This window comes from Citrobacter sp. RHB35-C21 (genome assembly GCF_013816515.1).
Taxonomy (GTDB): domain Bacteria; phylum Pseudomonadota; class Gammaproteobacteria; order Enterobacterales; family Enterobacteriaceae; genus Citrobacter; species Citrobacter braakii.
On the sequence record NZ_CP057147.1, the window covers coordinates 2829822 to 2844673 of the forward strand.

Consider the following 14852-nt stretch of genomic DNA (forward strand, 5'->3'; position numbering starts at 1 on the left):
TTATTACCGTCTGAACACTCGTGTCTGGAAAAGCGAACCCTGCTCACTGTAAACTGCCCGCAATCATGGCAACAGGCATCACCGCAGGAGACTGGCATGCCAAAAACCGATAACAACTCACTTCTCAGCCAAATTGACACTATCGCCAGGGGCTTGAGCGAGACCTTCTCGCCGTTTTGCGAAGTGGTGGTTCATGATCTCAAAAATCCTGAACATGCCATTTTATCCATCCATAATAACCTGTCCGGGCGAGAACCCGGCCAACCGGCAACAGAACTGGGTCTGGCGCGAATCGCATCGCCTGAATTCCCCAGCATTATAGCCAACTACAGCAACCAGTTTGCCGATGGCCGCCCGGTGAAAAGTACCTCCATCGGCATCAAGGATGATGAAGGCAAATACGTAGCAGCACTCTGTCTGAACGTGGATATGACGCTGTTTCGTGGCATGCAGAGTGCCCTTGCGCGTTTTACTGAAACCGCTGACTCTCCCATTAAGGAACATATCGATCCCGGCAGTAACGAAGTCATCCGCCAGCGTATCGATGACTTTGCCGCTAAATGCGCAACGACGGCCCGCGCCCTGAAACCTGAAGACCGTAAACGACTGATTCAACAATTACGCAAAGACGGTTTGCTGAACGTACGAAAATCTATGGACACAGTGGCGCAGCATCTGGGCGTCTCCAGAGCGACCGCGTATCTGTATGCCCGCCAGTCGGCTCAGGCTGGCGAATAAACCAGGTTATGCGGCGCTCAGCAAGGTATATCCGCCTGGCTCAGGCAGCAAGCCAGCGCGGCATATTCCCCCAATCGCGGTGCATCCAGCCACTGATAAGTTCATTAAGTTGCTGACGATCCCGTAGGTGATTTTGCATATTTTGAATTCCTGATAATTGACTATTTTTGAACGTCTGCTACGCCTGTGTCATCTAATCCCGGGAATAGGCAAAAGTTTGATTTATTCAACAAGGTTACCCGCCGATAAAACAACGATTCCCTGTCGCTGCACAAAAAAATAAACCTTTATGATCGTGTGTTTTTTTAACAACCACAGAGCGAGTATTTTTTGTACAGACACAACAAAAATCACTATCCGTTAATAACAGACTTCGCCTGATTTAATAAATATTCATAACCATTAAGCATGGCAACCCATTGATTTAAATGAATTAAAATGCAAATAACTTCACATCATCAATAATAGACAGGCGGAATATATAAATAGCGTGATATCTAAATTATAATTCTTTTACATCCGGCTGATTGGTGAGGTTAGAATGCGGTTAATAGTCATGTTGGTAAGCGTTGTGCTCTCCACCCAGCTTTGGGCGGGTGAACTTTCCAGGCCCACCGGTAAAGTTCTTTTAACGTTATCCGGTAATATTGAAAATACAAATGAAGACGGGAAAGCGGTTTTTGATACCGCCAGTCTTGAGAAGCTGGGCATGGTAAGTTTTCAGACCACCTCCCCCTGGTATAATGGACGCACGACCTTTACGGGTATTCCACTACAAAAACTCATGGATTATGTTGGAGCGAGCGGCTCCGTTGTAAAGGTTACTGCGCTTAATGACTACACCACCGTTATCCCTCTCAGTGATTTCAAAAAATACAATGCCATCCTTGCTTTAAAAATCAACGGAAAATATATGCGCATCCGTGATAAAGGCCCATTATTCATTGTGTACCCCTATGACAGCATGCCGGAACTAAATAATCAGATTTATTATTCAAGGTCTGCATGGCAGGTCAGTAGCATGGATATTGAGTAAGCGTTCAGAGGAACATCATGAACAGAATACTGGCTGGCATCATCTTTTTTCTTTTTATATCGACCGGATATATCTCTTTCCTCGTGCATGAACGGCAACAAGAGCTACAGAAACTGACTCACTACACCGATTCCTGGTCTGCCGCTCAGTTGGTATCTCAATATTACCGATTTGAATCGTTGCTTGGTCTTTACACTATCGATGATACGATGAATCTTGATGATGTACGCATGCGTCTCGACATTATGCTCAGCCAGAGTGATTTGATAAAAGAAGGTGATTTGGGGCGCTACATAGAAAGCAACATTGCCCACCGTGAGCTAGCGGTAACACTTGAAAATACCCTTAGTTATCTGGATGATAATCTCGAGAAAATGAACCGTCCAGCACTCCAGGCATATCTGAAAAAGATGCATACCCTGGATGCACAACTTGGCCGTCTTTCATCCGGCGCATTAAACAAAGATGTTAACTCGATTAATAACGCCAACCAAAAAATTCAAACGCTGTACTATATTTACTCAACGACATCTGTACTGCTAATAATACTGAGTGCGATTCTGGGTGTGCTCATTTTTTATCAAAACAGAAATATTCTGCGGGGGCACCTTCAGGTCAAGAGTCTTGCCGAAGAACTGCAGAAATCGAAGGAAAAGCTACAAATTCAGAATGCCAAGCTGGAATATGACGTCTACCATGACTCACTCACCGAGATGAATAACCGCCAGCTATTCTGGAGCGATTTAAATAAAACAATCGAAATGGCAGAGAAAAATAACGATGCTGTGACGGTGATGTTGTTTGATTTAGATCGATTCAAAGAGGTCAATGATACGTATGGTCATGATGCCGGTGATATGTTACTGCGCCAGATATCGGATCGTCTGATTTCGACAAGCCTTACGTCGGATACGCTGTATCGCTTAGGCGGGGATGAGTTTGCGTTTCTCTCAAGTGGCCTGACAGAAAGTCGGGCCGTTTCGCGAGCCCAGAAAATATGTGAGTTTATCAGCCAGCCCTACACCATTTACAACACAATTATCAACATAACCACCTGTGTTGGCATTGTTATCTCTGAAAATGAGCGCCGCTCCGACTATCTTTATAAATTTGCCGATCTGGCCCTTTATGAAGCCAAAAATGAAGGCTCTGGCAAAATAAAAGTCTTCCGGCAACGAATGTTAGAAAAATTGCAAGAAAGCAGAACGCTTGAGCATGATATGGCATTAGCAATAGTGAACAAAGAGTTCGTGGTGTATTACCAGCCTATTGTCGATTCTTTCAGTCAGAAAATATACAGCTATGAGGCGCTTATTCGTTGGGTCCATCCTCTCAAGGGCCTCCTGTCGCCGGATAGCTTTATTCCTGTTGCTGAAAAAACAGGGATGATTAATGAGATGGGGAAAGCGGTGCTCGAAATTGCCTGCAGGGAAGCCGCGGGTTGGGCGGTTCCGGCTAAAATTTCAGTCAATGTCTCCCCTGTCCAGCTAAGCAGCAAGGCCTTTGCAGGAATCGTGTTAACCATTCTGAAAGAAACTGGACTTCCACCTGACCGCCTCGAACTGGAAGTGACTGAATCCTCTCTCTTTACCGAGAGTGCTACGCCGATAAATACGCTTAATAAGCTCCGGGCCCTGGGGGTAAAAATCTCCATCGATGATTTTGGTACCGGATACTCTTCTCTTTCGCGCCTCAGCAGACTGGCCTTCGATAAAATCAAAATAGACAAGTCCTTTGTGCATTCGATATCTACGCAGGAAGACGCCCTGACTATCATCAAACTGATCACGGGCATGGCGAAATCTCTCAATATGAAAGCTGTTGCAGAAGGTGTTGAAACGCAGGAGCAACTGACAAGACTTCAGGCTCTGGGCTGCGATTTCGCGCAAGGATATCTGTTTGGCAAACCTCAGCCTTGTATCGATGAAGAAATCAGAAACGGTTAAATCGCGGTCGGCACATTTGCCCGTGGGTGCAGGGCCGCATTTTTATCATCGATTACACACCGTGAAAGTTATCCCTGCTTAAACGCATCAGAAAACGGCAGGGATAACCTTCGCGAACAACGGATATTTCTGCCCCAGATTTACTCGCTATCAGGCTAATTAATCATTAACCGTAGGGCTAAATCCTTCGGATAAGGATCAAAATAGTTCTGGGTAAGTAAATAGCTGTCTGGGTATTCAGCAAGGTAGTGCTTGAGCAGAGTCAGTGGCGCCAATATTGGCAGCAGTCCGCCGCTATAGTTGAGGATAACGTCACGCAACTCTCCGCGCTGGCGGGTGTTCAACCGATCGCGGAAGTAGCCCTGAATATGCATCAGTACGTTGGTATGATTTTTCCGTGAGGCGGGCTTTTTGAGGATCGCCATTAGCTTTTCGCGATATACCACGAAAAAAGCGTCCAAATCATCCCACTGATGGAGCGAGGCCACGAAAGGGCCAATATCCCGGTAACCCGCCTGGTGATGAGCCAAAAGCTGGAGCTTATAGCGGCTGTGGAAGTTGAGTAAACCGTGGCGAGTAAGACCAGAGGCTCGCAGTATATTAAGCTCATGTAACGCGAACACTCGCTCGACAAAGTTCTCCCTTAGCACCGGATCGTGCAAGCGGCCATCTTCTTCGACCGGCAACCACGGGTAGGTTTCCATTAAGGTGCCGGTAAACAGACCGGTTCCCTCTTTTCGCCCACGATTTCCCTTTTCGTCATACAGCCTCACTCTCTCCATTCCGCAGCTCGGTGATTTAGCACAGACGATAAAACCCGACAGACCGCCAAGCCCATTGATATATGAAGCGGTGAAATCGGACATTTTATCGGTTACATCCTCACCAGGCGCATGGCTAAAACACATGCGGATATTCCCCTGGGCGGTTTGAACCAAACGCAACGCGGGGCGTGGTACAGGCAAACCGATGGACATCTCCGGGCAGACAGGTTTAAAAGTCACCCACTGAGCCAGCTCGTCCATCACAAACCCCATCCGTTTATGCCCGCCGTCGAATCGCACGGCTGAGCCGGTTAAACATCCACTAATCCCGATGACAGGTTGAGTGTTCATAACGCCCCCTCTTTTTTTGACGCCCTTTTTCGGGAAGAAAAGTATGACTGTTTCACTAATAAATCATAGCGTACGTTATTTATCTGTCGCAGGCTCCCTACGAAAAACAGGTTAACCAATTTAAGTAAATATGCGCAGCGAAAGTTGGTAATTCCCCTGAACGGTTCTATAGTCGGGACTGCTTCTCATTACAGGGTTCACTAATGCGATTTAACGGACTGACTAAAGGTTTCTTCATTTTCATACTTGCCCTCGTGACCTGGGCGTTCTTCGATGTGTTGTCTCCCTATTTCTCTGCCATTTTGTGGGCCGCAATCTTAACCACCATCTTTAACCCGGTGAAAAACAGACTGCGCAGCGCGCTTGGCGAACGTAACGGGCTGGCGTCACTGCTCACCATCGGCATCATCTGTCTGATTGTTTTTATCCCACTGATGGTGATCTTTTCCTCGTTGGCTATTGAGCTGAACGTGGTGTATGCCAAATTACAACAAAACGACACTCAGTTCCCGGAAGTGGTCACCGCCATTATTTCGTATCTTCCTGACTGGGCCAGAGGATTCCTCGCAGAACATAATCTGGATAACGTCGCGCAGATCCAGAAAAAACTGTCCGACGTTGTACTGCAGGGTGGACAGTACCTCGCCGGCAGCGCGTTCCTGATTGGTAAGGGGACATTCGGCTTTGCTATTAGCTTTGGCATCATGCTGTATCTGCTGTTTTTCTTACTGAAGGACGGGCCGTACCTGGTGCGCCAGATTCTGGACTCATTACCGCTTTCTGATTTTGCCAAACAGCACCTGTTTGCCAAATTCGTCGGCGTGACGCGGGCAACGGTCAAGGGCACAGCGGTCGTGGCGTTGGTTCAGGGTATTCTTGGCGGCATCGCGTTTGCAATTGTCGACATCGACGGCAGCGTCCTGTGGGGCGCGCTGATGGCGTTTCTCTCCCTCGTACCCGCGGTCGGCTCAGCGATCGTCTGGGTACCTGCGGCAATCTTCCTCTTCGCCACGCACCAGCTGTGGCAAGGGCTGTTTATCGTTGGCTTCTTCGTGATTATCGTCGGGCTGGTGGACAATATCCTGCGCCCGCTGCTGGTGGGTAAAGACACCAAAATGCCGGATTATCTGATTCTGATTTCCACTCTCGGCGGAATGGAGATCTACGGCATTAACGGCTTTGTGATTGGCCCCCTGATTGCCGCACTGTTCATTACCTGCTGGAACCTATTTTCCGGGCGCGATCATGAAGGTAACGTGGAAGGAATCGACGAAGCCTTTATGGAAGAAGGAAAAAATCCTCCAGATTTATGATGGCAGGACGATAACAGAAGGCGGTCCTGAGACCGCCTTTTTTATTTTCACGCAAAATCATACGTTTCCTATAATTTCAATCATGCTTATTCATTAATCGTCGCAGAAGGAACTAATCAGTGCGAATTGCCACAATCACCAACTGGGCCTACAGCGCGACGGTGTGTCTGACCATTGCCTCCGGCGTTGTCATGTTGATGGCCTCCAGCGCCGATAACACCGAACGCCAGGTGGTGGAGCAACGTTATCAATTCGATCAACTGACCGAAGAAGTCGAGCTCGATGCCTGGTCGCTGTCCAGTCTGGCACGCGAATATGTTATTGCAAAAGACCCTGAAGCGCTTAACGCCTACAGCCAGAAAGAAGCGTCGCTGAAAGCCGTTGAACAGCGGCTGTCGAAACTAAAAGACATTGGGGCGACGGATGAAGAGCTGGCGCTATTGCATGAAGGGCTGCAGATTGTTGATGCCCTGCAGGATGAGCAAGCTACGGCGCTTGCCAGCGTCGCGCGCGGAGAAGAGTCGCAGGCCATCGCCCTGCTGTATGGCAAATCCTATGAACAGGAACTGGAGCGAGCCCAGGACCGGATAGATCATTTCCGTCAGTTACTCGACAGCCGCGTACGCAACACCATTGAAGATGCCACTCAGACATCGCGCACGCTACGTACGGCTTCGGAAGTGATGGTCGGGCTGACGGCGCTGCTATTTTTGTTCGTTCTCGGCTTTATTTTAAAACGCCGCGTACTGCGTCCCGTGGTGCGTTTGAGCGATGTGGTTAACCGTCTGGCATCGCAGGATTACGCCGTTGAGACACCCAGCTTTAATCAGATCGACGAAATCGGCGATATGGCACAGGCGATCCGCATTTTTCGCGAGAACGGCCTGGCACGTCAGCGACTGGAGAAAGAACGAGACGCCGACTGGTCAATCCGCGAGCTGCTCGCACGTATGACTCAACGTTTGCAAGGCTGCGAGAATTTTGCCGATGTCATTAATGTGGCAGAGCTGTTTGCGCCGAATGTTGCTCCCGGTATTGCCGGGCGGCTTTACATACTGGATCGAGAGCCCTGGCAAATGCGCTGCGTTGCGCAATGGCTTTCACCGCAGGGCAAAGCGGATGCTTTCCACCCGGACGAGTGCTGGGCAGTGCGCCGCGGTCAGAGCCATCCACCGGTGCAAGGCGAACCCGATATCGCCTGCTACCATCTACCGGAATCATGCCAGCAGCATACCCTGTGCGTGCCACTGATTGCCCAGGGTGAAGCCATCGGCCTGCTCTCATTCCAGAACCTCAGCAATGATTCTGCTCCCTCTCGCGCGTATCTGGAACTGATGGCGGAAGCACTCGGTCTGGCGTTAGCCAACCAGCGCCTGCGTGATGCGCTGCTGGAGAAAGCGCTCTACGACCCGCTAACCGGCCTGCGCAACCGTCACCATCTGGAAGATACGCTGCGCACCCAGATGAGCCAGGCAGTGCGTAACAAAGAGCCAATCAGTTGCCTGATGATCGATATCGATCATTTCAAAAATATTAACGACCGTTTTGGCCATGAGGCGGGCGATAGCGTGATAAAAAGTATCGCCACCACTATTCAGCGCGTTGTACATGACAGCGGCATGGCCTTCCGCTACGGCGGTGAAGAGTTTCTGGTGTTGCTGGCCAATACGGATGAGCAGGCCGCCAACCGCTTTGCGACAGATATTTATAATGGTGTACGCGAACTGTCGCTGCGCTTTGGACTCTCAGAGATTGGTCACGTTGATGTCTCTATCGGCGTTGCCAGCTATCCGCAGCACGCCCAGAGCGACAATCTTCTGCGCGCCGCAGACGTGGCGCTGTATCGCGCGAAAGAGTTAGGCCGTTCGCGCATCGTGAGCTTTGGCATGCTGGAAGCGAGCTAAGATACGTCAGTACGCCGTGCATTGCTTTACCTCTGCGCCAGGCGGTGATATGTTGACTGGATGAACACAAAACACGATATCACCGCGTTTAATCACAACCTGTGGTGGCTGCCTTCTTAAAGGCGGTCAGAATGTGTTTTCCCCATTTTAAATAACCGCCGAAAGGCGGTTATTTGCATTTAAAGACCCCTTTCGGTTTTTTGATTAAGGAGTCTTACATGAACAACAAAACTATCATCCTCACTGGCGATCGTCCCACTGGCCCGCTGCATCTCGGCCACTATGTTGGCTCTCTGCGCCAGCGCGCCACGCTGCAACATGATTATCAGCAGTTTATATTGGTTGCTGACCTGCAAGGGCTAACCGATAACGGCAGCACACCACAAAAGATCCGCAACAATATTCCCGAAGTGCTGGCTGATTACCTCGCCGCAGGAATCGACCCGTCACTCACCACCATTTGTCTGCAGTCGGCCCTACCCGCCCTCGCTGAGCTGACCGCGCTTTATATGAACATTGTTACCGTGGCTCGCGTGGAGCGAAATCCTACGGTCAAAAACGAAATTGCGCAGAAAGGATTTGCCCGCTCGTTACCGGTTGGCTTTCTGGTTTATCCCATCAGCCAGGCGGCAGATATTACCGCCTTCAAAGCCGAGGTGGTTCCCGTCGGCGACGATCAGTTGCCCATGATCGAACAGACCAATGAGATCGTGCATAAGATGAATAGTCTGTTACCGACCTCTGTCTTGTCGCATTGTAAAGCGCTACTGAGTGAGACCAGCCGTCTTCCAGGGATCGACGGTAATGCCAAAATGTCAAAATCGCTCGGCAACACACTACTTCTGTCCGCCAGCGAAGAGGCTATTCATCATGCGGTCAGCGCAATGTACACCGATCCCAATCATCTAAAAGTGTCCGATCCGGGGCAGATTGACGGCAATATGGTATTTACTTACCTCGATGCTTTTCATCCGGATAAAGCAAAAGTGGCGGAGATGAAAGCGCATTATCAGCGCGGCGGGCTGGGTGACCGGACATGCAAAAACGAGCTGGAGATGTGCTTGCAGGAGCTTATCGCCCCGATGCGCGAGCGGCGGGCAACCTACATCCAGGATAAAGGTATGCTGATGGCGATGCTCAAAAAAGGAAGCGAAGAGGCGCACGAGGTCACGCAGCAGACATTAAAAGAAGTAAAGCAAGGGCTGGGTTTGCCGGTGTTCTGAACTCGAAGCACTACAGGTTCGATAAATAAAGTTAGCTCCCGACGAATGACAATCGCCGGGAGTAGCGCAGCCATGCGTTGACGCGTAAAGATAACCTCTGTCACAGAGGCTAATTAATTCACTGTTTAATAATCCGCGCAATACGATATGTCGTTTTTTATGCAGTGTAATTTCTACCCGGCCCCTTCAATTATTTCAGCTAATCATTATGAATTACCCATTACATGTACGGGTTCGAAATCCTCACCTTGCCTGAGATATGATTATTTGTTAAATTAACCGCATTAGCGTTAAATACATTGAGCATTACACAGACGCTATTTATACAATAATGAATGATGGAGTTAAAATGAAGTATGCGTTTGCATTAATGTTGAGTATGGTATTATCAGGTTGTACCGCAAATGATTGGGTGGATGCTGCAAGTGGGATAATGCAGGCAAAAGACCAACATGATAAAGACGCAAGAAACAATCGCATCAAAGAAGCCAACAGGGCTGCAGGCTACTGATATCTAAATGATTAATACATCCCTCTTCTTGTCTTTATAAACAGAAGAGGAATGGTATTTTAAGCAAATTTACTGACTAAATAGCACAATTAAAATTGGTGTATAGCGCATACATATCCTTGCAGAGAATATAATAACCTAACGCTCAGTCCGCTCCGCGCCAGATGCTGGCTTTGCAAGTCCCCTATCCCTATTCCTCATGTAAAAATGGCACTAATTGAAAGATGCCAATCCACTTCCTCATGTATATCTATATCCACACATAGTCATAAAGAAAGGATGGATGAAGATGCTAAGAGGTAAAAGAGCTGTAATTACGGGTGGAGGCGGAGGATTTGGTCAGGCGCTGTGCGTGTGGCTGGCGCGAGAAGGCGTCGAGGTGGATTTTTGCGCGCGGCGTGCTGAGGATATTCAAAAAACTTGCAGTATCATCGCGGCTGAAGGCGGGATTGCAAAAGGATATATCTGTGATTTAACCCAGCCTGAATCCCTTTCGCAGTTTTCTTCACAGTTGTTAACTTCAGACAAGCCCATCGACATTTTAATCCTTAATGCCGCCCAGTGGCTGTCAGGAACGTTAGACGATCAACCAGACGCAGAAATTATCAATACCGTCAGTTCAGGCCTGACAGGTGCGATTTTATTGACTCATGCATTGTTGCCTGGGTTAAGACGTTCAGAAAGCGCGGATGTCGTCTCAATAATATCTTCATGTGGGATTCCGAATTTTACGGATTCAATTGCGCATCCCGCTTTTTTTGCCAGCAAACACGGGCTTAGCGGATTCACATCTAAACTGTCACACCAGTTGTCCGAAGAAAATATACGTATGACCGGGTTGTATCCACCGGATTTCGAACTTACAGGGTTAGATACGTTTGTCGATAGTCAATCCAAAATGGGGGAACGTTTATTAAATGGACGCTCAGTCTGGGAAACAATTCGTTTTGTGCTCGCTCAACCGCGTAGTTGCCATATAGGTAGTATCTACTTTCAAGGTCCAACTCGCGAGAAACTGAGTGCCAGGGGCTGAATTTGGTGACGTTGAACAACGTGCTCAACGTCCGTTCTTGACATAGCGGCTCTTGAAGGTCGCCAGCCAGACTGCTCCGTGCCAGAAGCGGACTTCTCACACTTCGGCTTATGTGCTCAAAATCTGTATGTCACTACACTTTATAGTATTTATATCAATAGTTAAGATAAAATTAAGGTTAACTGGCATTTCATTCGAATACGTAGCCCCACCCGTTAAATGAATGATGGCCTTAGACAGGAGCATTGCCAAGGTTCATGTAAACGATACACGAAAGAGAACATCAGATGCCATGTATATACTCACTCAATGACCTGCTCGGACTGCTTTTTTTTTCAAGGAAATATCACTTTCTCTACGATAATCTGGACTGCCTGATCATTGCATGGGCTGAAGATAAAATTACCGAAGGAAATGATTCGGTGACTCTCTTAATTCTCGCTTCACTGGGTCTTGATAATCAACCTGAACGGACTGAGGTTGAATTATATCTGTCACGATACATGATAGAGCAGCGGATTGTACTGCCACCGCTAAAAACAGCAGCATTGGTCTGGATAAAGCTATTTATGAGTCAACTTTCCCAGTGCACATCCATTCATGATGCAGAACAAAAAATGTATTTTCTGGTGTGTCATTGGTTTGAACCTGACGTAAAGATTTTCGAGGCTGCGGTCGATATGCTGAAATCGCTTTACTGGCGTCTCTTTGATGAATGGGAAGGGCCAGGTACAAGCAAAGCGGTAAGGATGGTGGAGTCAGAATTCTTTGATCTGATTAATCGTGCGATGCTGACCTATTCCCATAAAATTGAGAATCCAGATTGGCAGAATCTGCTTGTTCGGTAATTTTTACCTGCATCCTGAAAGATGTCTTTCATGTGTGAAAAACTCCATCCAATTTGAATTCCTTTTCGCATTTAACTTAAGCATATTCTGCCAAAACCTCATCGTTACCCCTTTGAACCTGGAAACAAAGTTAAGCAGACTGAATAGCCGCTTTGTGCCAGAAGCGGGCATTGCTAACATCAATATAAATTGTTCTATGGGGCGCAGATCATTTGCAGTATATAAAGAAGAAATTAAAAGACTTTCAAATAAAAAGCCCCTCTACAGGGGCTGTAGTTTTTACTGTTTACCACGTTTAGTCATCTCATCTGCTAACTGTGAAGACCAATAATGTTGATTCTTCGCGTCTAATATGAAGTGTAGCGCTCTCGCGCAGTGTATCTGAGCAGACTCATAAGCATGGATATTACCAACTGAAGTAGGAGCTAAGTGGGTTTCAGGTGTGTAGTAATGGTAGATGCTCGTTTGTGAAGGATGAACATATTCGCTAAGTATGTCATACGTCAGTTCAAAATCGCTTTCTCTCCCCTTAGTCTGTTTCATCTCATCTTCATAGAGATCGCGTAAAGCATTCATCACATGCTGACTGACAGCAAGTAGGTTTTCAAAACGATGCTTAGTCTCTTCAGTAAACATGTAGTCGTTAGGGTCAAATACTCCTTTCTGAATCTTTTCTTGCTCTGACTTTTTAAATCGGGAACTGTTCGTAAAGCCCAGGATGACATCGAGAGCTTTACCTACACTTTCGCGGCCGCTTTGGTTCGTCAGGATCTTCTCCACTTTCTTGTTTAAGAGTCGTGAGAAAGCATGTGTTTCAATCATCCCCCGGCTAACGACACAAGCGGTTTGGTATCGTTCGTTTTCGAGGAGGAGAAGCGCATCATCAAAGATATCTATCTGCCTGTTCATTAGCAAATTGGCATAGTTAGCGAGATACAACCCCTGATCAGGATTATGCATCTTTCCGACAACTACGCCGTTAACCTTGTTCAGTGCAGCTCTGGCGGCTTTTGCCTCGTTTAGGGTCTGCTCTATAAGTTCTTTAAACATGCTGTGTTTCCTTACAGGATAATGTGTCTCAACAAGTAATCATTCCAGCTTTTGCCAGCTTCTTGATCTGTTCTTTTGATAGCAAGGTATTATGCTGAAGAGAGGGGCACCAATCACTAGGATCTTCTCCCAGCGATAAGTATAAACCCACCGATGCTGTAATTATCCCGCTTAATTAAACCAACCACTTTTGGTGTTCACTGTAGCCCAATGTGACCTGCCCTTTGTTATTGATACGCGACCACGTTAGCAACCCCCCACCTGCTTGCTAAACCACTCGAACGTCCGCTTCTCGCTCATAAGGGACAACCATACTCAAATCTCCAACATTGCAGGAGATTTGAGTATGAACATGTCACCGTGGAACAAAGACCGTATCATAGGCCAAAAAAGACCACTTCAGATATCTCATATCTGGGGGATCCGAATCCGGCTTGAACTGGAAGGTAAAACGCGTGATTTAGCTCTGTTCAACATGGCCTTAGACAGTAAGCTACGAGGCTGTGATCTGGTGAACCTCAAAGTATCTGATGTTGCATATGGTAGCTCGGTTTCAAGCAGAGCTACGGTGCTGCAACAGAAAACCGGTAGCCCTGTGCAATTTGAGATAACCAAAGGGACAAGAGAAGCTGTTGCTGCATTGATAAAGCTTGGCAATTTGCACAGTAAAGACTTCTTGTTTCGGTCTCGGATCGGAACTAACCGGCACATATCAACCCGGCAATACAGCCGAATTTTTCATGGGTGGGTAGAAAAGCTTGGTCTCGAAGCTTCGCTTTACAGCACACACTCCATGAGAAGAACAAAACCTTACCTGATCTACAAGAAAACCAAGAATCTTCGGGTGATCCAACTTCTGTTGGGCCATAGGAAACTGGAAAGCACAGTCCGTTATCTGGGCATTGAAGTCGATGATGCGTTAGAGATCTCTGAATCGATTGAAGTCTAAGGTTGTCAGGGCTGCAACAGCAGCTCTGTGGCAATGGCAGACTGGCAACGAACGAATCAGAGAGCAGATGCCGTTCTTACTACAAAACAGTGGTCAAATTTCTTGACCAATCCCAGGAAAGAAATCTTCAGCAACTCTATTAAATTGCATTAGTCAATCCTGAAACTGAAAGCCTGCATCGATAATAGATCCATATGGAGTATTTACCAGCCCAAAAGCCCTAACGGCACAATATGGTTGTGGAATACCTCAGTGGGATGAAACAAAGGAAACAAAGCAATTCAATACCCGGCTAACCTCACGATTTTTAAGCCATATCATCATAGTATTGACATTACCAATGTGAGGAGTAATAGAGTGGCACCGTATGGGGAAGCTCGTTTCATACTGTTTGACGACGCTCTCAGGCAATAATGCAATGCCCATTCCGGCACTTACGCAACCAAGTATTGCCTGAAAAGAACCAAACTCCAGCGGGTCGTCATAATCGACATTTTGTAGCCGTAACCATTGCCCAAGCCGGGAACGATAATTACATCCTTTCACAAAGACGAGCGGCCTTGTCACCTCCAGATCGGCTCCCGTCACGACATCACCATGCTCTGCGGCCGTAACCAGAACCAGGGTTTCCTGACACAGCACCTGCGTTTGTAGCCTTGAATTGTCTACGTGCAACGCCTTGTGGTCAGCGACGAAGGCAATTTCAAGTTCACTATTCTGGATCTGACGAACTAACACATCTGTCGGTGACGTTTTTAAGTTTAATTCTACGGAGGGCATTTCACGGTGGAAGTTTGCCAGCAAAGCAGGAAGTCGGACGGCGGCAGTGGTTTCCATTGCGCCAATGCGCAGAGGGCCAGCCGCTTTCGTTCCCTGCATAGACAACTCGGCTTCGTCTAAAAGCGCGAGGATTTTGTTAGCGTAACGCAGAAGCAGTTCACCTTCAGGGGTGATGTGAAGACGATTCTTCTCGCGAACAAACAACGAAACATCCAGGCTGGACTCCAGTTGCTTGAGCCGCGTCGTGACGTTTGAAGAAACGCAGTGCAGATTACGGGCTGCTGCGGTGATAGAGCCGGTTTCCGCGACGGTTTTAAACAAATTTAATGAGGTACTGTTCATCGTGTCTGTCACTCAAAGTGAAGGTTTTCGTCATTTTTATTAACTTTTTATTATCATTTCTTTA

Annotated in this window: 13 protein-coding genes; 10 read left to right on the forward strand and 3 right to left on the reverse strand. The window is 47.5% G+C overall.

Annotated features, from left to right (window positions below; all coding sequences use genetic code 11):
- Positions 1-96: 96 nt before the first annotated feature.
- The 3 genes from HVZ39_RS13810 to HVZ39_RS13820 all read left to right on the forward strand — a co-directional run bounded on the left by HVZ39_RS13810 (position 97) and on the right by HVZ39_RS13820 (position 3720).
- Positions 97-738: a PAS domain-containing protein gene (locus tag HVZ39_RS13810; RefSeq protein ID WP_016152975.1), complete on the forward strand. Its 642-nt coding sequence runs from the start codon at positions 97-99 to the stop codon at positions 736-738.
- Positions 739-1279: 541 nt separating this feature from the next.
- A complete protein-coding gene (locus tag HVZ39_RS13815; protein ID WP_016152974.1) occupies positions 1280-1774 on the forward strand; it encodes a molybdopterin-dependent oxidoreductase in 495 nt (164 codons plus the stop codon).
- A gap of 17 nt (positions 1775-1791) precedes the next feature.
- On the forward strand, positions 1792-3720 hold the full coding sequence (locus HVZ39_RS13820) for a bifunctional diguanylate cyclase/phosphodiesterase (RefSeq protein WP_181632552.1): 1929 nt from the start codon (positions 1792-1794) through the stop codon (positions 3718-3720).
- 155 nt (positions 3721-3875) lie between these two features.
- On the opposite strand, the gene HVZ39_RS13825 is transcribed toward HVZ39_RS13820, so the two are convergent.
- Positions 3876-4835: a DUF523 and DUF1722 domain-containing protein gene (locus HVZ39_RS13825; protein ID WP_046276352.1), complete on the reverse strand. Its 960-nt coding sequence runs from the start codon at positions 4833-4835 to the stop codon at positions 3876-3878.
- A gap of 203 nt (positions 4836-5038) precedes the next feature.
- Between HVZ39_RS13825 and HVZ39_RS13830 the strand changes: the two genes are divergently transcribed.
- The 6 genes from HVZ39_RS13830 to HVZ39_RS13855 all read left to right on the forward strand — a co-directional run bounded on the left by HVZ39_RS13830 (position 5039) and on the right by HVZ39_RS13855 (position 11667).
- A complete protein-coding gene (locus HVZ39_RS13830; RefSeq protein WP_016156415.1) occupies positions 5039-6148 on the forward strand; it encodes an AI-2E family transporter in 1110 nt (369 codons plus the stop codon).
- Positions 6149-6267: 119 nt separating this feature from the next.
- On the forward strand, positions 6268-8052 hold the full coding sequence (locus tag HVZ39_RS13835) for a diguanylate cyclase (RefSeq protein ID WP_181632553.1): 1785 nt from the start codon (positions 6268-6270) through the stop codon (positions 8050-8052).
- Positions 8053-8270: 218 nt separating this feature from the next.
- Positions 8271-9275 (forward strand): tryptophan--tRNA ligase, encoded by a 1005-nt coding sequence (gene trpS, locus HVZ39_RS13840; RefSeq protein WP_016156413.1) that lies wholly within the window; start codon positions 8271-8273, stop codon positions 9273-9275.
- Between the two features lie 349 nt (positions 9276-9624).
- Entirely contained in the window at positions 9625-9786 is a 162-nt protein-coding gene (locus tag HVZ39_RS13845) for a hypothetical protein (protein ID WP_016152967.1), read from the forward strand.
- Positions 9787-10075: 289 nt separating this feature from the next.
- Positions 10076-10819 carry an SDR family oxidoreductase gene (locus HVZ39_RS13850; RefSeq protein ID WP_181632554.1) on the forward strand — a complete coding sequence of 248 codons (744 nt, stop codon included), beginning with the start codon at positions 10076-10078 and terminating at the stop codon, positions 10817-10819.
- Between the two features lie 287 nt (positions 10820-11106).
- On the forward strand, positions 11107-11667 hold the full coding sequence (locus HVZ39_RS13855; RefSeq protein ID WP_181632555.1) for a hypothetical protein: 561 nt from the start codon (positions 11107-11109) through the stop codon (positions 11665-11667).
- Positions 11668-11946: 279 nt separating this feature from the next.
- Here the strand turns inward: HVZ39_RS13855 and HVZ39_RS13860 are convergent, their stop codons facing one another.
- Positions 11947-12717, reverse strand: coding sequence for a DUF5677 domain-containing protein (locus HVZ39_RS13860; protein ID WP_181632556.1), 771 nt, complete (start codon positions 12715-12717; stop codon positions 11947-11949).
- A gap of 346 nt (positions 12718-13063) precedes the next feature.
- Between HVZ39_RS13860 and HVZ39_RS13865 the strand changes: the two genes are divergently transcribed.
- Positions 13064-13666, forward strand: a complete 603-nt coding sequence (locus HVZ39_RS13865; protein WP_079497767.1) for a site-specific integrase — start codon at positions 13064-13066, stop codon at positions 13664-13666.
- Between the two features lie 249 nt (positions 13667-13915).
- Here HVZ39_RS13865 and HVZ39_RS13870 read toward each other — a convergent pair whose 3' ends face one another.
- On the reverse strand, positions 13916-14788 hold the full coding sequence (locus HVZ39_RS13870; protein ID WP_016152964.1) for a LysR family transcriptional regulator: 873 nt from the start codon (positions 14786-14788) through the stop codon (positions 13916-13918).
- Positions 14789-14852: the final 64 nt, after the last annotated feature.

Bases quoted from the DNA above. Each gene is read 5' to 3' on its own strand.
- HVZ39_RS13810 (WP_016152975.1), top strand. From the start codon at position 97: ATGCCAAAAACCGATAACAACTCACTTCTCAGCCAAATTGACACTATC.
- HVZ39_RS13815 (WP_016152974.1), top strand. From the start codon at position 1,280: ATGCGGTTAATAGTCATGTTGGTAAGCGTTGTGCTCTCCACCCAGCTT.
- HVZ39_RS13820 (WP_181632552.1), top strand. From the start codon at position 1,792: ATGAACAGAATACTGGCTGGCATCATCTTTTTTCTTTTTATATCGACC.
- HVZ39_RS13825 (WP_046276352.1), bottom strand. From the start codon at position 4,835: ATGAACACTCAACCTGTCATCGGGATTAGTGGATGTTTAACCGGCTCA.
- HVZ39_RS13830 (WP_016156415.1), top strand. From the start codon at position 5,039: ATGCGATTTAACGGACTGACTAAAGGTTTCTTCATTTTCATACTTGCC.
- trpS (WP_016156413.1), top strand. From the start codon at position 8,271: ATGAACAACAAAACTATCATCCTCACTGGCGATCGTCCCACTGGCCCG.
- HVZ39_RS13845 (WP_016152967.1), top strand. From the start codon at position 9,625: ATGAAGTATGCGTTTGCATTAATGTTGAGTATGGTATTATCAGGTTGT.
- HVZ39_RS13850 (WP_181632554.1), top strand. From the start codon at position 10,076: ATGCTAAGAGGTAAAAGAGCTGTAATTACGGGTGGAGGCGGAGGATTT.
- HVZ39_RS13855 (WP_181632555.1), top strand. From the start codon at position 11,107: ATGCCATGTATATACTCACTCAATGACCTGCTCGGACTGCTTTTTTTT.
- HVZ39_RS13860 (WP_181632556.1), bottom strand. From the start codon at position 12,717: ATGTTTAAAGAACTTATAGAGCAGACCCTAAACGAGGCAAAAGCCGCC.
- HVZ39_RS13865 (WP_079497767.1), top strand. From the start codon at position 13,064: ATGAACATGTCACCGTGGAACAAAGACCGTATCATAGGCCAAAAAAGA.
- HVZ39_RS13870 (WP_016152964.1), bottom strand. From the start codon at position 14,788: ATGAACAGTACCTCATTAAATTTGTTTAAAACCGTCGCGGAAACCGGC.